Raw genomic sequence first — 20,695 nt, 5'->3', positions numbered from 1 at the left:
TAAACATATAAGGAGGAGTGATTGTGCAGCATGATTTGCAATTGGGAGACCCAAACACTCATTTCAGGCGCGAACTGATTCGGCTGGTAATTCCTATTGCATTGCAAAATCTCATCACGGCATTGGTTGTGACGGCCGATGTGATCATGCTGGGATTCGTCAGCCAGTCTGCTATGTCAGCTGTATCTTTGGCCGGACAAGTCACCTTTATATTAACTTTGTTTTATATGGGACTAGCCACAGGGGCAGGCATTCTTACTGCACAGTATTGGGGGAAGAAATATCTGAAGACCATACAGCGTGTGCTTAGTATTGCCTGTATGTTCTCCATGTATATTTCGATTTTCTTTTTTTTGCTGTCCCTGCTGTTCCCGGATATGTTAATGCGTTGTTTTACAAATGATGAGACGCTAATTCAGTACGGATCGGGTTTTCTGCAATTTATTTCGTTTTCATATTTAGCAATGGGCATTTCCCAGATTTATTTTAGCGTCATAAGAAGTATGGAGAACGCAAAGTTGAGTGCCTGGATCAGTTCCGTATGCCTCATTTTAAACATCATTTTCAATCTGATTTGTGTGTTTGTCTTATTTCCGGACATGCCTGAAAAAGCAATTAAGGCTGTTGCTCTGGCAACTGTTGCAGCGCGCTTCATTGAACTTGGTTGCTGTGTTGTCCATTCTGTCACACGCGGCAGCATCAAGTTCCGGCTTCCTTTGCGTGATGGCATTCAGCGCAATTTGCTAAAAGATTTTTTGAAATACACCATGCCTGTTCAGGGCAATTATATCGTTTGGGGCGGTGCTTTGGCTGCAACAGCTGCTATTATCGGGCATGTCAGCGCAGATATGGTTGCAGCCAATTCCGTTGCATCTGTTGTAAAAAATTTGGCCATTGTATTATGTGGAGGCATTGCCAGCGGCGGATCTGTGCTAGTCGGCAAGTATCTTGGCAATGGCGAAACCCAAATGGCCATCAGAGCCGGGAACAAGTTAAACATCTATGCGCTCGTGTTCGGCATTTTGGCCGGGGTCTCCATTTTAATCCTTAAACCATTGCTCTTCGAGGTAGTTAATCTCAGCAGCACTGCATACGGCTATCTCAATGGAATGCTGTATATTTGCGCCTATTATTGTGTGGCCAAATCAATAAACGCAATAACCTTTGCAGGCATATTCTGTGCCGGAGGAGATGCTAAATTTGGTTTTTGGTGCGACACTATCGTTATGTGGGGCATTATATTGCCATTGGGTCTTTTGGGCGCTTTTGTTTGGCATCTGCCTCCCATTCTACTCTTTGCGGTTATCAGTCTGGATGAGATTATCAAGCTCCCGGTTGCCATAATCCGTTATCGTCAGTATAAATGGGTCAATAATATTACAAGAGATCTGACTGCAGCAAGATGAGGTTGAGTTAGTTGCAGGCAAATTGAAATTTACAAACAGAAAGAGGGAATCAGGAATGAGAAAAATGAAAATTGGACTCCAATTGTTTACTCTTCGCGAAGAAATGGCAACAGATTTTAAAGGGGTTCTCAAGAAGGTAGCGGGACTGGGGTATGAAGGTGTTGAACTCGCTGGCTATGGCGGTATTCCCGCTGATGAAATGAAGGCGCTTTTGGATCAATTGGGATTAAAAGCATTCAGCAGCCATGTTTCTCTCCAGGCGCTCCGTGCTGACTTGCAAAGAGAGATTGATTACCTGAAAATTATCGGCGCTAACTATATGGTATGTCCATATCTGTTTCCAGAAGACCGCCCGCAAAGCACAGAAGGATGGCGCGCCTTGTTTGCTGAGCTTGAAACCATCGGTAATGAGGTACGAAAGCAGGGGCTCATTTTTGGTTACCATAACCATGATTTTGAGTTTTATGGCACAGTAGACGATAACAATGCTTTTGACGGCATGTTTGCTGAGACAACACCTGATGCAATTCAAGTTGAGATGGATGTATGCTGGGTGCAGTTCGCCGGCAAAGACCCGATTGAGTATATCAAAAAATATGCTGGCCGCCTGCCGCTGCTTCATTTAAAAGATTACTGTACAGATGAACAAGGAAAAATGAAAACACTTGAACTTGGCCAGGGTCTGGTTGATCTGCCAGCCGTTATCGAAGCTGCCGGCAAGGCCGGAGTTGATTGGCTGATTGTCGAGCAGGATGATTGCCAGAATCCGCCGCTGCAAAGCATTGAAAACAACTATGATTGGGTAAAAACAAATTTTCTTCATGAGGTTGTGGAAATAAATATGAAAGAAAAACTGCATGATGGCCGTTTATATTTGCCCGGGGACGAACAATTGATGAAAGAGCAAACACTTTGTCTTGAACGACTGTATGATTTTAACGGGACACGGCCGCTGGAGTACGAAAAAAGGATAGCCTTGCTCAGCACAATGTTTGCTGAAATCGGTGAGGGATGCTATATTGAACCACCGCTTCATTCGAATTGGGGCGGCAAGCATGTTCACTTCGGGAAAAATATATATGCAAATTTCAATTTGACTTTGGTTGATGATACACACATCTATGTCGGTGATTACACAATGCTCGGTCCAAATGTAGTTATAGCAACAGCAGGCCATCCAATCCTGCCTGAACTTCGTGAGCAAGGATATCAATTTAATTCACCGGTCACGATCGGGAAAAATTGCTGGATAGGTGCCGGTGTCATTATTCTTCCTGGAGTGACGATCGGCGATCATACAGTGGTAGGAGCAGGCAGTGTAGTTACAAAGGATTTGCCGTCCAATGTCGTAGCAGTAGGGAATCCTTGTAAGGTGCTTAGGGAAATTAATGAACATGACAAGAAATACTATTTTAAAGACCGGGAAATTTGCTCTGAGGATTTGGCTTAAGCTTCATCGAATAGGATTTGAAAGACAGCGGGCCCGCTGTCTTTTTTAATTTAGAAGCTGTTTTTATTGCGGCAGGGTCTTGCTTTGTCCCCGTCCATTCTCCAAGGAAATGAACGTTTTAGCAACAAATTGCGGCTGAAATTCGTTTATATTGTATAAGGATAACTGTGCAAAATACATATGGTCGGAGAAGAGGTTGTTAATTTGAGCTTACATTCATCCCTGGCAATCCTGCGCGGCTCCCCTTTTGAAGGCGGAGCAATAATTCAGCTCCAGCGTTTTAATACATTATTAGGCCGCAAAGACGTCCATTGGGAACCGGATATTGCATTTGAGAACATTTATATATCCAGAAAGCATGCTTCCATTTCCTTCGAGCAGGGCAACTATTTTATTATGGATTTGGACAGCAAGCACGGCACAGAACTTAATGGGACCAAACTGACTCCTTTTGTCCCTGCTGTTCTTGGTCCTTCTGATATGATTCACCTGGCAAAAGGCATGATTATCATGACATTTCTCCCCGCGAAGCTGGACGAGACAATGGATTTTTCTCCTTTTTCCGAACAGTATCATGCACGAACTGTAAACAATAAGCTTGATCCGGTCAGGCAAACAATTCAGCTCCATGATGGCAGCTACCAGTTCTCTGAAAAGGAATTCCGCTGTGTGGAACTGCTGATGCGCAAAGAGCGGCAATTTGTCAGCAAAGAAGAAATCATCACCTGTGTATGGCCTGAACGCTCAGCGGAAGATGCACTTTCACCTGTCACCTCCGAGGAAATCAATTCCTTGCTTTACCGGATACGCAAAAAAACGAATTATGGCATTTCCATCGAAAGCATTCGGGGAAAAGGCTATATTTTACGGGATATGAGCGCACAAAACACACCGGCCGCCCAAACCGTGCCTCAGTAAAAAAGGGATCAGCTCATTCGCTGATCCCTTTTTTTGAGCCAACCGCTGCCACAATACTGCTTACCTTGTCGATGCATATTGGAAGACCGGCTTGACCTTTTTGGTCACATACCCGCTTCCGCCGCGTCCCTTCACGTCCTCAATCATCACACTCAGCAGAAGATCAGGCTTTTTCGCATCAAAACCGATAAACCACCCATTCTCCAGCCCGTCTGCCCCCTTGGCAGCTTTAAGTTCAGCCGTGCCGGTCTTGCCTGCAATCGAAGCCCCGGGAATATAAGTTCCATGACCGACACCTGCAGGATGAGTAACAGCCTCAACGAGATGCTCCTTTAACACTCCGGCTGACTCAGGAGACATCGCTTGCTTCTTCCAAATAACAGGAGGTCTACTTTCGCCATTTTCCATAATCAGCCGCGGACTGACGATATCCCCCTGATTGACCAAAGCCGAAAATACCAGGGCAGCGTGGAGGGAGGTCATGGTCACCTGTCCTTGGCCGTAGCCGGTATCGGCGAGCTGAATTTCATTTTGAATGCCTTTATTGGACAATTGGGACTTACTGAACGGGTAAGGGACCGGAAGCTGTTCGCCAATGCCGTACTTGGCCGCTTCTTTCGTGAACAATTCGGTACCGATGTTCAGCGCTGCCCGGGCAAAATAAATGTTGTCGGAATGAATCAGGGCGGTTAATAAATTGACCTGACCAACACTGTGTACCCGTGTGACAAAATAGCTGCCCCATGAACTGTCTTTGGTCCACGTAAGTCCGTCGATCTGCTTTGTTTCGTTCGGATTAAGGAGCTCGTTATCCATACCAATTGCAGCCGTCATGATTTTGAAGACGGAGCCGGGAACATAGCTCTTAGAGAAACGATTCAAAAACGGATGCCTTGGATCATCATTCCATTTGTTGTACTGCTCACTGGACAAGCCCTGCTGAAAGGCGTTCGGGTCATAGGACGGACTGCTGATCAAGGACAAAATATCTCCGCTGACCGGATCGATCGCAGCCGCAGAGGCCGCATCCTGACGGACTTCGCCATAAATTTTTTGCTGGAGCCCGGCATCAATCGTGAGCTGTATTGTCGCCCCGTTAGAAGCTTTCGTCTCAGCCAGGACTTCTTTAACTTCTCCCCCAGCATCGACCACAGATACGGTAACTCCTCTTTTCCCGCGAAGCTGTTCCTCATAGACCTGCTCCAGTCCCGCCTTGCCGATCCAATCACCTGCCGCATAGCCCTGATCCTTGAGACGCTCCAGCTGCTCCGCATTAATTTCGCCGATATAGCCTGTTAAATGCGCCGCCGCATCGGCATACGGGTAAACCCGCAGCTTTTTATTTTGAACTGCTACCCCCGGCATATCCTTATACAGATCCGCTTCCGCCTTCGGCACAACAGCTACGGGTACGAATAAATCCGGCTTCACCCAGGAAGCTGAAAGCTTGCGATTGATTTCCTCCACACTTATGTTCAATTTTTCTGCCAGCTTCGCTTTCACATCCTCACCCGCATCGCCGAGTTTTCCCGGCACAATCCCGACTTGAGGCATGCTTCCGTTTATCGCCAGCCCATTGCCCTTCCGGTCCAAAATTTCGCCGCGTGCGCCCTTGGCCGTTTGCACTTTTACTTTATCACCTTCACCCAGCTGGGGGAAAATAAGTGAAGGCCCCCAAGCGACAAGCCACTTTTCTTCCTTCTCGACCACCGACTTCACCAGCTTCAATTGATGATCGAAACTGACAGGACCGGCCACCGTATCCATCGCAACATGGTAGTTGAACGACAGCTCGGTGACATTTTTATCCAGTGGAAGATCGGTCTTTGGATTTGAAGTAATGATCAGGTTCTTGGCTTCAATGCCGTCATAAATTTTCGTATAGCGCTCCACGAATTCATCACCAGTTAGCTTCGACCTGGAATCCGGCGTTAATTTATCATACATGCCTGCATAATTCTGCTGCTGCCATTCAGACAGATACGCCTCGGCCGTATCCGCCGGATTCTCCTCTTCCTTGCTGCATCCGCTTAACAACAGGAAGAACAATAGCGTGCTTGAAGACCAAATCTGCAAATGTGATGGCTTCATAGCTCGTCTCCTTTCCGGGAAATAATACAATCATTTAAAATTCGCTTCGTAATTTCCGCTGCATTTGGCGCAGGCTTTCCCTCTTCCGCCGGAACATAAGTCGCAAACACATACGTCCGGTCCGCAATCGTCATAAAGCCTGCATACCAGGTATATGCCGGATTGGTGCTTCCGCCGGTTTTTCCATAAATCGTATATTCATTCTCTTCCTCTTGAATCATGATGCGCTTTACAGTTTTCATCCATTTCTGGTCAAATGGCAAGGTTTCCTGAACAAGCTTCGTTATAAATTCAACCTGCTCTACAGGAGAAATTTCAAGTGTGCTGTTCAGCCAAAAGCGGTCAATTCCGCCGCTGCTATCTTTATTGCCGTAGTCGACGCGGTTTAACCACTCCTGCATACGGCTCTCACCAATATCCCGGGCCATAGCCTGAAAGTACCAGACAACAGAATAACGCATCCCGGATGCAAGTGTGTGATCCTGATTCCATACGTCCCGGGAGCGTTTTTTGCCATCCCAGCGTTTCACTGTATATTCATCAGCTACTGCTCCAGTCTGCAATCCGATTAGTGCATTTAATATTTTGAAAGTGGATTGCGGCGCATACCGGGTATTGGCCAGATTGTCATTCAGTATATAAGTTTGCTTGCTGTCCAGGTCCTTCAATACAAATGTGCTTTTGTTATTTGGGAAGTAAGACGAAACATTCATCTGATTCAAATCCGGATAATCACTTTTCTCCGTCTGCTTCTGATTTTGATTGTGGCTGAATTCAAATACCGGACGCATCGGAACTGCTGAGGGAGTCGAGCACCCTCCAGCAAATCCGACAAACACTGTAAAAGCCGCAACAGCTATAAGAATGGATTTTTTTATCATATTAGTTTGACCCCTTTAATGCCGGATGGTGCCTCTGTTTCGTTTGGCCCATCCATTTTCTATGAGATTATGGACAGCCTTATCATAGAACAGCACCAGAGGGCATTCAATAGAACAACAGTCACAGCAAAATGATAAGTTCATCATAGATGGGCTTGTATAAGAGAAGTCCGCGGGGAAATATGTTCCTGCAAAGCAGTCTGTAACCTTCCGGTAGTAGCAATGTATCTATTAAATAAGATGAATCTGTCTGAGCCTATATTCAAAAAAAATGCCCTGTCCGGCTTTCCGGTACAGAGCATATCTTATGTTATGAAATTAGCTGTTCTGTTCCCCAATCGCCTCATGAAGGGCTTCAATATACTCGGTTGCGAGCATGGAGAGCGCGGCATTCTGGTGGCTGATCCAGCCGACATTAATCGTCTCTTCACAGTCCAGCGGCACCGGGATGATATCATTGCCGTTCAATTCTGCGCTCAATACACCCGTGGAAATGGTATACCCGTTCAAGCCGATCAGCAGATTGAAGAGCGTTGCCCTGTCGTTGACGCGGATGCTCTTGGTATGGGTCAGGGTGCTCAGAATTTCCTCCGAGAAATGAAAAGAGTTGAATTCCCCCTGTTCAAAAAACAGATAAGGGTATTCATCCAACTGGTCAATAGTGACGACGGACTGCTTGGCAAGCGGATTTTTGACACTGATAAATATATGCGGCTTGGCTGTGAACAGGCTCGTGAACTTCAGGTTCGCGTCCTTAAGCAGCCGGTTAATCACGTTGGAGTTGAACTCATTCAAATATAAGATTCCGATTTCGCTGCGCTGGCTTTTCACATCCTGAATAATCTCATGTGTCTTTGTCTCCCGTAGTGCCAGCTCGTATTCATCCTTGCCATGGTCATTGACCAGCTTGACGAACGCATTAACAGCGAAAGCATAGTGCTGTGCCGATACCGAAAAATGCTGCGGAGAAGGCTTGGCGTTCAAATACCGTCCTTCCAGCAGCTCCGCTTGTTCAATAACCTGGCGGGCATAGCCGAGAAATTCCGCCCCTTCCTTGGACAGAAAAATCCCCTTGTTCGTCCGCTCGAAAATGGTAATGCCAAGCTCTTTCTCCAGGTCCTTAATGGCATTGGACAAGCTGGGCTGTGATATGAACAATCGCTTGGCCGCTTCGTTCATCGAACCGCGGTTGGCGACCTCAAGCACATATTTTAATTGTTGTAAGGTCATGATTCATAGTCCTCTCTGACGCTCCTATCACCTGATACTCAGCCTGTGGCGCGATACGTCAACCTGAAATACGGCATTCATTCTATATAAGTTGAACGAATGAATGTCACGTAGGGCCGCCGTGTGATGTCGATCGCTGTTGCCCCCGGATTTCTTCAGAATCCTTTCACACTCTGGCTATCGATGTTTATTTCTTTTGTTCAACTTATATATCTTATAGTTATAACGATTCCATACGCAATTGGCAAGTCCGGCAGCAGTTATGGCATATAAAAACAGCTGCCCATCTCCTGCATGGACGCAGCGGATGAACAGCTATTGGTATTTGCGAACTTCTCCTTACAGGACGAACGGGAAATACACTCCCTTTTACCTGCCAGGTATCGGGAAACAGAATCACTCCAGAGGACAGTCTTAGCTGTCCTCCTTCTTGTGTTGCAGCTGCTGAAGATAGGCATCCAATTGGTCATATCTGTCTTCCCACATGCTCCGGAAGCTATCCAGCCACGTATTCATCTCCTCCAAAGGTTCAGCCCGAAGGCTATATATCCGCTTGTTCGCCGCTGCCTGCACCTCCACCAGCCCGGCATCACTGAGCACACGCAAATGCTTCGATGTCTGGGGCTGATTCAGCTCCAGACGTCCGGCAATTTCGCCTACGGGGAGCGGTCCCTCCCGCAGCAAATGGACGATATCCAGCCGATTCGGCTCGGCCAAGGCACTAAACGTGGTTACATTCATACCCATCTACTCCAAACTTGAATCATACCTCTAATATATACTAATCGGAATATTCCTGTAAAGGAATATGAAAAAATAGACTGCTGTATTCAAAAATCCCTTCAGACCCCAAGAGGATTATCCGGTTACTTCCGGCTTACCGGTTCCAAACCGTTTCTCATTCCGCTCACGGGCACGTTCCCTCTCAATTTCACGGTTACGGGGCTCGGCACTTGTCTCCAGCGAATTCAACAACTGGCGGGCAGCGGAAGCCACATCTGCAATCGCAGTCTGGAAGGCCTCTTCATTTACCCTCGAAGGCTTCGTAAAGCCGCTAATTTTACGCACAAATTGCAACGCCGCTGCCTCAATTTCCTCGTCGGTAGCAGGCGGATCAAAATTAAACAGCGGTTTAATATTTCTGCACATTGTCATCTCCCTCTCCATGCTTGGATTTACCTCTTACTGCTTATTGTACCGAATGCTTGGCCTGATTACATCTTTATATGAAAATGAAATCTAAGTGATGATCCTGAAATGACAAAAGGCGATACGCTATGCGTACCGCCTTTTGAAGAGAGAGGTTTTTTTGTGCAGGAAAAACGTATTAAAGCATTTACTTAATAATTATACTTCTTGACGAGCGTATTTCTGACGGGCAACTACAGTTGCTTCTACCATGTTGCGCAGAGAAGCTACTGTTTCTTCATACTTACGAGTTTTGAGTCCGCAGTCCGGGTTGATCCAGAACAGTGCAGGGTCGAGTACACGCAGTGCACGGTCGATCATGGAACCCATTTCCTCAACGGATGGCAGGCGCGGGCTGTGAATATCATAGACACCCAGACCGATTCCTTTGTCATACGTGAAATCCTCGAAGCTCTTCACCAGCTCACCATGGCTCCGCGAAGTTTCAATGGAGATTACGTCCGCATTCAGTGCACTAATGGATTCAATGATATCATTGAATTCGCTATAGCACATATGCGTATGAATTTGTGTCTCATCCGTTACTGTGGATGTGGACAGACGGAATGCATGAACGGCCCATTTCAGATATGCAGCCCATTGCTCGCGCTTCAGCGGCAAGCCTTCACGCAATGCAGGCTCATCCACTTGAATCATGCCGATTCCTGCTGCTTCCAGTGCTTCAATTTCTTCTCTGAGAGCAAGCGCGATCTGGTAAGCAACTTCTTCGCGGGACTTGTCGTCGCGCACGAAGGACCAGTTGAGAATCGTGATCGGGCCTGTCAGCATGCCCTTAACAGGCTTAGCTGTCAGGGATTGTGCATAAACAGTCTCAGCAACTGTCATCGGAGCCGTGAATTCAACATCTCCGTAAATGATTGGCGGCTTCACGCAGCGGGAGCCATAGGATTGTACCCAACCGTTGGAAGTGAACGCGAATCCGGCCAGCTTCTCACCGAAGAACTCCACCATGTCATTACGCTCAAATTCACCATGTACGAATACATCCAGGCCAAGGTCTGTCTGGATATCGATCCAGGTTTTGATCTCGTCTTTAATGAAGGTCTCGTACTGCTCTTCGCTCCATTCGCCTTTACGCCATTTCAGACGTGCGCGGCGAACTTCAGGCGTTTGCGGGAAGCTTCCGATTGTAGTTGTAGGGAACAATGGCAATTGCCATTTGTCCTGCTGTGCTTTTCTGCGCGCTTCGACGCTTGCAGGTCTGTCGGATGGCTGAGATGCCAGGTCTGCGATACGCTCATGTACCACTTTGCGGGCACGGGAAGCAGATTGCTCCAATGCTTTGCGGCTGTTGCTTGCAGATTCCAGCTCAGCAGCTACCGCTTCAATGCCATTGTTGCCGGCTTTGGTAATCAGCGCAATCTCAGCCAGTTTCTCATCAGCGAAAGCAAGCGCGTCACGCAGGACAGCGTCCAGCTTCAGTTCGCCTTTTGCACTTACAGGAACATGCAGCAGGCTGCTCGAAGGCTGTACGATGATGCGGTCAGCAGCAACAGTCTGGCTGATCGTGTTCAGCAGCGCCAGCTTGCTGTGAAGGTCTGCTTTCCAGATCCCTCTTCCGTCAATCAGGCCAACGCCCAGCACCTTGTCTGCCGGGAAGCCGTGCTTATTGACCGACTCCAGGTTGCGTCCGCCGTCATGAACGAAGTCAAGACCGATTCCGTGAACAGGAAGCGCAACTACTGCTTCGTAATGGTCAACAGACTCAAAGTACGTTTGCAGGAACAGCTTCACGCCAGGAGCTTCCTTCGCCAGCGTCTCATAGATACGGGCAACAATAGCAAGCTCTTCCTTGCCAAGAGTAGTGGACAGGATCGGCTCGTCAACCTGAACCTCTTGTACACCTTCAGCAGCCAGCTCTTGCAGTACTTGAACATACAGCGGAAGCAGGCGGTCGATCCAGCTTTCCAGTTCATTTGCCGCATAGCCTCTGGACAGCTTCACGAATGTATACAAGCCGACCAGTACAGGTCTTCCTTCGATGCCAAGCTCCTGCTTCGCTTCGCGGTAAGCATCCAGCAGACGATTCCCGGTCAGTACAGGCTTCAATGTGCTTTCCAGCTCAGGCACGATGTAATGGTAGTTCGTATTGAACCATTTGGTCATGCTGGAAGCTGCTGCTTCACGGGTACCACGCGCCACCGCATAGTAAGTGGACAAGCCAACCTTGCCACCCTCATAGCCAAAACGGCTTGGAATAAGTCCGAACATTGCGGATGTATCCAAGATTTGATCATAGTAGCTGAAATCGCCAACCGGAATCACTTCAATTCCTTGTTCTTGTTGGGCTTTCAGATTGCCAAGACGAATAGCCTTCAGTTCCGCGTGGAACGCTTCCTCTTCAAGCTTGCCGGCCCAGAATGCCTCCAGCGCTTTCTTCCATTCTCTGTCCCGGCCAATGCGGGGATATCCCAGGTTACCGCTTCTCATGTAAAAACTCCTCTGCAATATAATATGAATTACAATCTCTTGTTAAGATCAATGAAGAGCTTTTTATTCGGCTCGTTTTTCTATAGTTAAAAAGATAACATATTTACTCGGATATTAATAAATCCAATTAACTATAACTGGTTATAGCTTATGGCTATATCTGATGTAAGGTAAAAATCTTATGACAAAAAGCTCCCCGGACAAATCTCCGGGGAGCTTAATTTTTTTATTCAGTCAATGTCACCCATTGCTCCATCAGCCCGTCGTGACGGGCTTGCTGCTCTTCACGTTCACGCCACTTCGTTTCAAGCTGTTCCGGATCTGCAGACGGGTCAAACTGATGCAATTCCTCATCAGCCAAGGCAAGCCATGCTTCCAACTCTGCGATTTCGGCCTCCAACCGCTCCAGGTTATGCTTGCTCTCTTGCTTGCTATTATGAGGATTACCCGCTGGCTTGCTTGCAGGAGAGCCGGCTGCAGACCTGGTTTCCGGCTTGTGCACAGTATTCCCTGAAGGCACATGTTCCGCTTCCATTCGTTCATCACGCTTTGCCTTGTACGCATCGTAATTGCCAAGGTAAGCTGCAATTTTACCCTTTCTCAATTCCCATACCCGCTGAGCCAGCCGGTTGATGAAGTACCGGTCATGCGAGATGGCCAGAATTGTTCCCGGGAATTGCTCCAGCGCTTCCTCCAGCGCCTCGCGCGAATCCAAGTCGAGATGATTGGTCGGCTCATCAAGCAGCAGCACATTCGGCTTGGAGAGAACAAGCAGCGCGAGCCGCAGCCGTGTCCATTCTCCGCCTGAGATCATATGCAGCGGCTTGAAAACATCCGCGCCGTAGAATAGATATTTTGCCAGTATGCCCCGGGCTTCTCCCTCTTCCAGCCTTGCTTCCATGCGGAAAAACTCCAGTACTGTCAGCTTGCCATGCTCCACTGGCTCCTGCTGGGCCAAGTATCCGATTTCTGTGCGGGAGCCGAGCTCCAGTTCACCTGCATCCGGCTCCAGTTGGCTGAGCAGCATTTTGAACAGCGTCGTTTTTCCCGATCCGTTATCGCCGAGCAGCACAACCTTTTCCCCATAGAGCAGACTGCCTTCCGCATCTTGCAAAATCATCCGGCTGCCAAACTGCTTCGCCAGCCCTGTAAAGGTAATGACTCTGCGGCCAGAGCGTTCCAACGGGGATAAATCAAAGTCCGCAGCTTTCCGCTCCAGCACCGGGCGTTTCACCAGTTCCATCCGATCCATTGCCTTGCGGATCGCGGCGGCCCGCTTGAAGAACTTCTCATTGCCGCCAATCCGCCCCCATTCCTCCAGTTGGCGAATGGTCTCCATCATTTTTTTCCGCACCTTCTGCTGTTCCTTGTACTGGGCAAATTGCCGGAGCAGCCGTTCCTCCTTCTCCTTGGCGTAGCCGCTGTAGTTGGTAAAATACAGATGCGCCTCTCCGTCCTCCAGCTCAATGATCTTCTTAGCTGTGGCATCCAAAAAATACCGGTCATGCGATACGATGACACAGGCACAGCCGCAATTGCGGATGAACTGCTCCAGCCACTCTGCCCCTTTGATATCCAAATGGTTCGTCGGTTCGTCAAGCAGCAGCAAATCCGGCTGAACCACAAGCTGGGAAGCAAGTAAAATCCGGGTCTTCTCCCCGCCGGACAAGCTGCCGAATATGCGGCTGTCATAGCTGCGGTCAATTCGAAGCCCGCCAGCCACCTGATCAATTGCAGCATCCATATCATAACCGCCGCCCTGCTCGAACCGTTCCTGGAGAAGGGCATATTTATTCAGAAGCTGTTCCATCACTTCCGGCCGGGAATCCGTCCCGGACATCTGCTGCTCCAGCGCCGACATTTCCTGCTTGATCCGGATGAGATCCCGATAGGCATAAGCAAGAACCTCATAGGCCGTCATCTGATCAAATTCCGCCGGAATCTGCGGCAAATACCCGATTCGCAAATCCTTGCGGATGGTCAGCATGCCGTCATCCGGCTTATCTATACCTGAAATTAAACGCAGCAACGTGGATTTCCCGCTCCCGTTGCGGCCAATGAGTCCGACCTTCTCTCCAGCCTGAAGTTGAAAGGTTATATCCTCCAATACAAGATTGGCAGCGTGGTACTTTTTCAAGTTTTGTACATTTATAATCGTCATATGATGAGCCTCCTGGTTAGCTGAGAGACCCTGTTGCAAGCACAAAAAGAGCCGCGGCAACAAGTGCGCGGCCCTTAAGGATAACTAAAGATCCGTTGTGGTCAAGGCAGGCGTCTTCTCGCGAATGGTACAACTGTATGTTCAAATTTGGACAGACTGATCCCGTTCGCGGAAAAAGTGAATATAATGCCAGACAGAACAAGTCCAAGCTGGCTAATACGGTTGTTGACCATTTCGTGATTCACCTACCTTCACCTCCTTTACAATAGTGTATATAGAGTAACATAATTCAGGAGCCTGATGCAAGATATTATCCTGCACCAGGCTCCTGAATTCTTATATAATGCATCCAGAGCGATTACACCCGCAGATAATCAGGTCTCCACTTCGTAATCGACTGCTTGATTCTGGCAGGCTCCAACCCTTCCTCGGCAGCTTGCTGGCACAAGGAAGGAAATGCATCATCTGTGGCAAAACGAAGAGCAATGACCTGCTTCAAGCGAATTCTCTCATCCAGCGGTTTTCCAGTAAGCCGGAGATGCCTTTGGCTTTCCTCCTGATAGATAATACGGTCCTGGAGCCGGGTGGCGAATTGCCGTACCACCATACCAAGAAGAATGATACACAGAGTCAGCACAGCAATAAGCACCGACAAGAAACTGAAGGCTTCTTTTACAAGATATACAACAGAAGCAATCAACAAAATGATGGACAGCGGTGCAAGAGCAAAATGATATAACGGAGAAAACTTCCTATGATTGACATAGCTTTGCGGTGCAGACTTACTCACTTTCTTCCCTCCTGTGTAATGGCTTCAATGGTGCATCCCAAGCTGGCAAGTCTGAAGGACCGGTTAATCCGCCAACTCTCTGACAGACCGGGTACGTATCATCCCGCCATTGGTTACGTGCATTACACAATATATTCAACACCGTTTCAATTAATCCTGTATAAGGAAGACCTGACGGATACCATCTAATGATACAAATTCTAATAGCTTCATTACTCCTTATGAAAACATGATCCTGCGCAACCGGTCATCCCGCAGCCACAAGCCTGCCCAGGCGAGCAGTGCAAAGTAGACTGGAAACAAGATATGCGAAAACAGCGGAGAGTCGATCCGGACATGGATGGCAATGGCGCCGCCAAAATAGCCCGTCAGCAGAATGGCTCCCAAAAATGCGGTACGGGGGAACAGATATAAAAGCGTGGACAGCAAGCCCAGCACCCCAATTACGATAATGTGATGCTCCAGAAACCCGAGCTCCAGCGTCCCCTCGACTACCTGGGCAGGTTTAAAAAACTTGGAAATGCTGTCAAACAGCATAAACAATATAACCAGCCCGCTCATGGTCCAACCGGTCCATAGCCTGCCTTTGGAAATTTCTCTTGCCAACATGAACCCCTCTTTTCTGATAATTAATTTGTTGTATCCATAGCGTAGCACAAAAAGCGAACAAACGTTTCTTTCAGATTGCGGAATATGCTCTTGCACCGCACTCGCCGTCCACTGTGCGCTTGCCGCACAAGCTGCTTAATCCGCCTGCCTGGGTTTCATTTTCCCATAACCGCGCACATATAATGCATATTATACCTCTGGAGGTACGCTGAATATGAGCCAGATCTTAAGCAGCATCGAACAGGCAATCGACCGGCTGACGTCAGACCTGTTGCGCCAGCAACGGCAGGACGGGGCGTGGGAATTCTGCTTTGAGAATGGAACGAACATTGATTCTTACCTGATTATTCTGCTGCGGACGCTGGACATGGAGGATGAGGAATTGATCCGCCAGCTTCATGACCGCATTCTCGCCGCACAGCATCCCGACGGCTGCTGGAAGCTGTTCCGGGATGAGGATGGAGGCAATCTGTCCGCAACAATTGAAGCCTATTATGCACTGTTATATTCCGGCTACAGCAGCTGCTCGGATGAAGGAATGGAACGGGCCAGACACTATATTCAGTCCAAGGGTGGGCTTGGCAAAGCGACGAGCATCCTCACCAAGGCGATTCTTGCAGCCACCGGACAAACCAGGTGGCCGCTGGCCATCTCGTCCATTCCGCTGGAGCTGCTGCTTCTTCCCGCTTCCTTTCCTATCAGTTTCTTTGATTTTTCAGGCTATTCGCGGGTGCACCTGGTTCCGATGATGATTATGGCTGACCGCCGCTTCTCCATTAAAACAGAACAGACACCCGATCTGTCCGGACTTAAGAATAGCCGCACAGAGGATGAAGATCATCAGCCCCGGGGATTCAAAGCCATGAAGGATCAGATTGAGGCAGGCGTGAAGCGGCTCATCGGTGTCCCCCGGCATATCCATGAAGCCGCCACCAAAAAAGCCGAAGCGTTTATGCTTCAGCGCATTGAGCCGGATGGAACATTCTACACCTATGCGAGCTGCACCATCCTGATGATCTTCTCCCTGCTTGCCCTTGGCTATGACAAGAACCATCCATTAATTACACGGGCCGTACAGGGCATAAAAGCAATGCAATATCGACTCAAAGACGGCCATCTCACGATTCAGAACTCTCCCTCTACAATCTGGGATACCGCTTTGCTTGCTTATGCACTGCAAACATCGGGGCTCTCAGACAGCCATCCGGCGATCCGGTGTGCCGCCGTCTATCTGCGGGGCAAGCAGCAGGACAAACCGGGAGACTGGAGCATACATAATCCTGGTGTACCTTCTGGAGGATGGGGATTTTCAGAGCCGAACACTATCATTCCCGATGTGGACGATTCGACCGCTGCTCTGCGGGTGCTGTCCGGCTTCTCGCGGTCCGGCCCTGAATGGCGCGAAGCATGGAACCGCGGGCTCAATTGGGTACTGTCCATGCAGAACGAGGACGGGGGCTGGCCTGCATTTGAGAAGGATACGGACAATCACCTGCTGACCTGGCTTGCGATTGATGGTGCCAAGTCCGCTGCGATTGATCCTTCGGAGGCCGATTTGACAGGCCGGGCATTGGAGTATTTGGGGAATTTCGTGGGACTGGATAACCGGTATACACCAATCAAGCGGGGAACAGACTGGATCATTGACAATCAAGCGAAAGACGGGTCCTGGTATGGGAGATGGGGGATCTGCTACATCTATGGCACTTGGTCCGCGCTGACCGGTCTGATCGCATCAGGCCTGCCAGCACGTCATGAGACTGTGCAGAAAGGAGTCAAGTGGCTCCTTAGCATTCAAAATGAGGATGGCGGCTGGGGAGAATCCTGCAAAAGCGATCGGCAGCTGCGGTATGTCCCTTTAGGCGAGAGTACACCTTCCCAGACGGCCTGGGCGCTGGATGCGCTCATTGCAGCCCTGCCGTACCCGACAGCTGAGCTGAATAAAGGCATCGAGAAATTGATCGCTTCCCTGCAGGATGACGGCTGGACCGCCGTTTATCCGACCGGAGCAGGGCTTCCCGGCAACTTTTATACACATTACCATAGCTACCGCTACATTTTCCCGCTGCTTGCACTGTCTCATTACAAGCGGAAGTTTGGCAAACTGTAAGCTTTGAGGAGATGTTCTGCGAACACTGTCTAGCTGTCCTTCAGACGGGATGAACCCAGCAGACCAAGGTCGCAGCCCTTCGCCACGGCTTCAATGCGGGATTTGACACCGAGCTTTTGATTCATTGCGGTCATACGGGCTTCCACTGTACGCTGGCTCATCGCCAGTCCCAGCGCAATTTCCTTGCTCGTATTCTCCATCGCGATCAGTCTGAGAATATTGTGTTCTGCGGGAGTCAGCGGATTTCGGCTTTGCAGCAGCAGCTTTTCACTTACATGCCAAGACATGGCCGAAACGCTCCTTGAGCAGCCTTCCCAGCTCGAAGCCGTCCGGATGATCATCCAGCAGATAACCCTGATTTTATCTGTAGCTTTGACGTTCTTTGACAGACAAAGGGCAGCCGCACACACTACTGCATCCGAATCTTGTCGCCCTCCTGCAGAGGGTCGCTGCTCTCCAGAATAATGCTCTCCTGATCGAACAGCCCTTCGGTTACAGCCGACACGGATTCATTGGCATCCGCAACCTTGACATATACTTTGCGCACATAGAAGGCATTCCCCAATGGACCGTCTCTTTGCTCAACGCCAAGCACATATTTTTTGTCCCCTTCATCATGTATCGCCTTGTTCGGTACGAGAATGACGTCCCGAAGCGACTTGACCAGCTCAACCTGCGCCTGTTCGCCGCCCTTCAATTGCTGATCTTTCAGTGTAAGAACGAGCTGCTTCATCGGCTTGCCCGCGGCCAGTCCCGCTCCTTCGCCGCCCCCGCCGTCTTGATTCATCAAATCTGCATTTCGGATATCAGCGATAACCCCTTCTATTTGACGGGACTCGCCTCCCGTAACGACTTGCACATTCAGACTGTCGCCTATATTAAGCGCTGCCGCAGCGTCAGACGGCGCAGTAAAACTGAATTCAAAGCCAAGTTCCCCATTGGACACGACCACATCCGGACTGCCGCCGGAAACCAGACCCTCCAGTGCGTTCACCTTCGTAATGAACCCGTCGAACGGTGCAATAAGCTCACGGTTCGACTTCAAATCATTTTGCAGCTTCTGAATGCGGCGCTCCTGGGTATCTGCATCAATCGCACTTAAATCAAGCGCCCGCTTGGCGTCATCGACGTTTTTGTCCTCTCCGCTTTTCGATGCTTCAATATAATTATGCTGGAGCTCTGTGATGGACAGCTTCAGCTTTTTGAGGCTGGCCTGCTCATCCAAAATTTGCTGCTCAGCGGCTGATTTATCATAGGCAACAAGGGTTTGGCCCTTTTTCACGGCATCTCCCGGCTTGACCTTGATTTGCTGCACCTTCCAGCCGGCAGGATTCGTCAGTTGGACTTCCGTCTTCCACTTCACAAGCCCGCTGCCCTCAAACGTATGGTCAAGTTGGCCCCTGCCTGGCGTTGTCAGCGCCACCTTGGGCAGTGTCAGCGATGCCAGCGTATTGCTGAACAACGAGAATACGATCAGCATCCCGATAAAAAGACCGGCAATCAGCCGGATTTTGCGCTTGCGTCCGGCAGCCGCCTGCTCATTCGATTGCAATTCCATATGTGTTCACCCCGTAAAATGTACTAGCCTTTAATTCCCGACAGCTGTATGCCTTCAATAAAATAAGATTCCGCATATAAAAACAGCAGCACCATCGGTGTCATGTATACAACGGAGGCGGCAAACGCCACCCCTCTGGCCCCTTCATTGATGCGTGACAAATACAAGGACAGCGGCTGTTTGAACGCATCCTCCAGAAAAATAAGCGGCTGTTCGACCATATTCCAGTTGTCTACAAACAGCAATACGATCAAGGCAGCAATACCCGGCTTAATCAGCGGGACCATAATCTGATAGAATATCCGAAGCTGGCCCGCGCCATCAATTTTAGCCGCTTCCACATAGGAGTACGGGATGTGCAGCATGAACTGCCGCAGCATGAATACTCCGAAGGCACTGAAAATCCCGGGCAAAATAATGGCGGACTGCGTATTCATCAGGCCGAGCTTGTCCGCAATAATATAGTTGGGAACAAGCGTCACCTGAAACGGCATCAGCATCGTCATCAGGTAGACGACGAACAGCTTGTCCCGTCCCCTGAACTTTAGTTTGGCGAATGCGTAAGCAGCCAGAGAGGCCACGACTGCTTGCCCGGCAATAATAGGCACAACGAGAAGGACCGAATTCCAGAACATATGCAAAAATACCGGCTTATGCACCAGCACCTCTGCATACTGGCCGAACGAGATCCAGTCCGGGACCAGCTTCAGGTTAATAAACCCGTCTTTTTCTCCTGCGGCTACATTGACCATCTGTCCGATCAGGTGATAGTTATAGTCAATTTCTGCTTCAGTCATGAAGGAGTTGGCAAAGGTCACGGCAATCGGGAACAGCATCAGCAGGGCGAGTGCTCCCATCACCGCCGTAAGCGCAAGCTTGCGGAATAAACTCAATTGTCTCACCGTCCTGTCTTAATCCATGAAGTTCCGGAAACGGCGCTCAATCATCAGCATGACACTGACAAAAACCAGAATGCAGCCGACCATCAGCGTCGCTGCGGCTGTCAGCTTTTGTACATCCAGCGACTGGAACATGTTGTTCATATAGTGCTGGAGCATATAAATCCGGTCATGCGGGTAATCGCCTGCGATCAGGTAGGTTTCGCGGAACACCTTAAAGGAGTTGATAATCGACATCAAGACAACGAAGAACATTGTAGGCGTCAAATAAACCAGTGTTATGTGTATCCACTTATGAAATTTCCCCGCACCTTCAATATCCGCCGTTTCATAGTAATCTTTCGGGATGCTCTGCAGCCCTGCCAAAAATAAAATTATGTTGTACCCGATATTTTTCCACGTATATACAATAGCCAGCACACCGATGGACCAATCTGATTTCATCCAGTCAATCCGCCCCCAGTTCAGGTTGTGCAGCCAGACGTTAAAGGTTCCGTTCCAATCAAATAAGATCTGCCACATCATGACTATTGAGGCGACAGGTACAACCAGCGGCATCACAAAGGCCGTTTGCAGCCAATTCCTCAGAAAGAGCTTCCGGTTCAACAGATGGGCAAAAAACAGGGACAGCGCAATAATAAGCGGAACACTGACAGCGGTGAACATAAACGTATTCGCAGCCGCCTTGCGGAAGGAACTGCTGGAGAGAACCGCGTTGTAATTGTCCAGACCGACGAACGAACCATCAATCGTGCTGTCCTGGAATGAGTATAGAACGCCCATGGCAAACGGAATGAGATAGAAGGCCGCAAAGCCGATCAGGCTGGGCGCCAGAAAAAGTGTGGCCACGGCCCAGTCCTTGCGCAGCAGCCTGACCGCCTTGGCCGGATAACGAAGGTCTGTCATATTTGCACCTCCCAATTGCTGTTCCATCCATGAAAGCGGGATGAGCC

At 49.2% G+C, this 20,695-nt stretch carries 18 protein-coding genes and 1 pseudogene; 5 read left to right on the top strand and 14 right to left on the bottom strand.

The annotated features are described in order from the left end of the window. The first annotated feature begins 23 nt into the window (after positions 1-23). The 4 genes and pseudogenes from H583_RS0122385 (at position 24) to H583_RS33945 (ending at position 3,774) form a co-directional block, all read left to right on the top strand. The gene (locus tag H583_RS0122385; protein ID WP_245585968.1) at positions 24-1,406 is read left to right on the top strand and encodes an MATE family efflux transporter; all 1,383 of its coding nucleotides are present in this window, start codon (positions 24-26) and stop codon (positions 1,404-1,406) included. Between the two features lie 55 nt (positions 1,407-1,461). Beyond that, positions 1,462-2,232, top strand: a pseudogene (locus tag H583_RS37375) (sugar phosphate isomerase/epimerase family protein); the annotation flags it as partial. 15 nt (positions 2,233-2,247) lie between these two features. Next, positions 2,248-2,856: a sugar O-acetyltransferase gene (locus H583_RS37370; protein WP_281170136.1), complete on the top strand. Its 609-nt coding sequence runs from the start codon at positions 2,248-2,250 to the stop codon at positions 2,854-2,856. Positions 2,857-3,060: 204 nt separating this feature from the next. Beyond that, positions 3,061-3,774: an FHA domain-containing protein gene (locus H583_RS33945; protein WP_051236846.1), complete on the top strand. Its 714-nt coding sequence runs from the start codon at positions 3,061-3,063 to the stop codon at positions 3,772-3,774. A gap of 60 nt (positions 3,775-3,834) precedes the next feature. Here the strand turns inward: H583_RS33945 and H583_RS0122365 are convergent, their stop codons facing one another. The 10 genes from H583_RS0122365 to H583_RS0122320 form a co-directional block, all read right to left on the bottom strand. Next, the gene (locus H583_RS0122365; protein WP_051236844.1) at positions 3,835-5,865 is read right to left on the bottom strand and encodes a penicillin-binding transpeptidase domain-containing protein; all 2,031 of its coding nucleotides are present in this window, start codon (positions 5,863-5,865) and stop codon (positions 3,835-3,837) included. Continuing rightward, positions 5,862-6,746 (bottom strand): class D beta-lactamase, encoded by an 885-nt coding sequence (gene blaOXA, locus H583_RS0122360; RefSeq protein ID WP_028562415.1) that lies wholly within the window; start codon positions 6,744-6,746, stop codon positions 5,862-5,864. The genes H583_RS0122365 and blaOXA overlap by 4 nt, the downstream gene beginning before the upstream one ends. A 318-nt stretch (positions 6,747-7,064) precedes the next feature. Continuing rightward, the gene (locus tag H583_RS0122355; protein WP_028562414.1) at positions 7,065-7,976 is read right to left on the bottom strand and encodes a LysR family transcriptional regulator; all 912 of its coding nucleotides are present in this window, start codon (positions 7,974-7,976) and stop codon (positions 7,065-7,067) included. Between the two features lie 414 nt (positions 7,977-8,390). Beyond that, the gene (locus tag H583_RS0122350; protein ID WP_028562413.1) at positions 8,391-8,717 is read right to left on the bottom strand and encodes an ArsR/SmtB family transcription factor; all 327 of its coding nucleotides are present in this window, start codon (positions 8,715-8,717) and stop codon (positions 8,391-8,393) included. Positions 8,718-8,834: 117 nt separating this feature from the next. Continuing rightward, positions 8,835-9,125 carry a DUF2277 domain-containing protein gene (locus H583_RS0122345; protein ID WP_028562412.1) on the bottom strand — a complete coding sequence of 97 codons (291 nt, stop codon included), beginning with the start codon at positions 9,123-9,125 and terminating at the stop codon, positions 8,835-8,837. Between the two features lie 198 nt (positions 9,126-9,323). Beyond that, positions 9,324-11,615: a 5-methyltetrahydropteroyltriglutamate--homocysteine S-methyltransferase gene (metE, locus tag H583_RS0122340; protein ID WP_028562411.1), complete on the bottom strand. Its 2,292-nt coding sequence runs from the start codon at positions 11,613-11,615 to the stop codon at positions 9,324-9,326. A 226-nt stretch (positions 11,616-11,841) separates the two neighbouring features. After that, positions 11,842-13,776 (bottom strand): ribosomal protection-like ABC-F family protein, encoded by a 1,935-nt coding sequence (abc-f, locus tag H583_RS0122335; RefSeq protein ID WP_028562410.1) that lies wholly within the window; start codon positions 13,774-13,776, stop codon positions 11,842-11,844. 101 nt (positions 13,777-13,877) lie between these two features. Next, positions 13,878-14,021: a hypothetical protein gene (locus H583_RS37250; RefSeq protein ID WP_169456509.1), complete on the bottom strand. Its 144-nt coding sequence runs from the start codon at positions 14,019-14,021 to the stop codon at positions 13,878-13,880. Positions 14,022-14,134: 113 nt separating this feature from the next. Next, entirely contained in the window at positions 14,135-14,566 is a 432-nt protein-coding gene (locus H583_RS0122325) for a DUF6526 family protein (RefSeq protein ID WP_028562409.1), read from the bottom strand. Positions 14,567-14,785: 219 nt separating this feature from the next. Further along, on the bottom strand, positions 14,786-15,172 hold the full coding sequence (locus H583_RS0122320; RefSeq protein ID WP_028562408.1) for a DoxX family protein: 387 nt from the start codon (positions 15,170-15,172) through the stop codon (positions 14,786-14,788). Between the two features lie 217 nt (positions 15,173-15,389). Between H583_RS0122320 and shc the strand changes: the two genes are divergently transcribed. Continuing rightward, the gene (gene shc, locus H583_RS0122315; RefSeq protein ID WP_028562407.1) at positions 15,390-17,285 is read left to right on the top strand and encodes a squalene--hopene cyclase; all 1,896 of its coding nucleotides are present in this window, start codon (positions 15,390-15,392) and stop codon (positions 17,283-17,285) included. 29 nt (positions 17,286-17,314) lie between these two features. Here the strand turns inward: shc and H583_RS33940 are convergent, their stop codons facing one another. From H583_RS33940 to H583_RS0122295, 4 genes are all read right to left on the bottom strand, one after another. Continuing rightward, complete coding sequence (locus H583_RS33940) at positions 17,315-17,572, bottom strand: response regulator transcription factor (RefSeq protein ID WP_028562406.1); 258 nt, start codon at positions 17,570-17,572, stop codon at positions 17,315-17,317. Between the two features lie 122 nt (positions 17,573-17,694). Beyond that, positions 17,695-18,843, bottom strand: a complete 1,149-nt coding sequence (locus H583_RS0122305; protein WP_028562405.1) for an efflux RND transporter periplasmic adaptor subunit — start codon at positions 18,841-18,843, stop codon at positions 17,695-17,697. A 23-nt stretch (positions 18,844-18,866) separates the two neighbouring features. After that, positions 18,867-19,700: a carbohydrate ABC transporter permease gene (locus H583_RS0122300; RefSeq protein WP_051236905.1), complete on the bottom strand. Its 834-nt coding sequence runs from the start codon at positions 19,698-19,700 to the stop codon at positions 18,867-18,869. Between the two features lie 54 nt (positions 19,701-19,754). After that, the gene (locus H583_RS0122295; RefSeq protein WP_028562403.1) at positions 19,755-20,648 is read right to left on the bottom strand and encodes a carbohydrate ABC transporter permease; all 894 of its coding nucleotides are present in this window, start codon (positions 20,646-20,648) and stop codon (positions 19,755-19,757) included. Positions 20,649-20,695: the final 47 nt, after the last annotated feature.

Source organism: Paenibacillus pinihumi DSM 23905 = JCM 16419, from assembly GCF_000422505.1.
GTDB lineage: Bacteria > Bacillota > Bacilli > Paenibacillales > Paenibacillaceae > Paenibacillus_D > Paenibacillus_D pinihumi.
This window is presented reverse-complemented; position numbering and strand designations above follow the sequence as displayed.

Coding starts and splice junctions, on each gene's coding strand:
- H583_RS37370 (WP_281170136.1), top strand. CDS start 2,248: ATGAAAGAAAAACTGCATGATGGCCGTTTATATTTGCCCGGGGACGAA.
- H583_RS0122365 (WP_051236844.1), bottom strand. CDS start 5,865: ATGAAGCCATCACATTTGCAGATTTGGTCTTCAAGCACGCTATTGTTC.
- blaOXA (WP_028562415.1), bottom strand. CDS start 6,746: ATGATAAAAAAATCCATTCTTATAGCTGTTGCGGCTTTTACAGTGTTT.
- H583_RS0122355 (WP_028562414.1), bottom strand. CDS start 7,976: ATGACCTTACAACAATTAAAATATGTGCTTGAGGTCGCCAACCGCGGT.
- H583_RS0122350 (WP_028562413.1), bottom strand. CDS start 8,717: ATGAATGTAACCACGTTTAGTGCCTTGGCCGAGCCGAATCGGCTGGAT.
- H583_RS0122345 (WP_028562412.1), bottom strand. CDS start 9,125: ATGTGCAGAAATATTAAACCGCTGTTTAATTTTGATCCGCCTGCTACC.
- metE (WP_028562411.1), bottom strand. CDS start 11,615: ATGAGAAGCGGTAACCTGGGATATCCCCGCATTGGCCGGGACAGAGAA.
- abc-f (WP_028562410.1), bottom strand. CDS start 13,776: ATGACGATTATAAATGTACAAAACTTGAAAAAGTACCACGCTGCCAAT.
- shc (WP_028562407.1), top strand. CDS start 15,390: ATGAGCCAGATCTTAAGCAGCATCGAACAGGCAATCGACCGGCTGACG.
- H583_RS33940 (WP_028562406.1), bottom strand. CDS start 17,572: ATGTCTTGGCATGTAAGTGAAAAGCTGCTGCTGCAAAGCCGAAATCCG.
- H583_RS0122305 (WP_028562405.1), bottom strand. CDS start 18,843: ATGGAATTGCAATCGAATGAGCAGGCGGCTGCCGGACGCAAGCGCAAA.
- H583_RS0122300 (WP_051236905.1), bottom strand. CDS start 19,700: ATGGGAGCACTCGCCCTGCTGATGCTGTTCCCGATTGCCGTGACCTTT.
- H583_RS0122295 (WP_028562403.1), bottom strand. CDS start 20,648: ATGACAGACCTTCGTTATCCGGCCAAGGCGGTCAGGCTGCTGCGCAAG.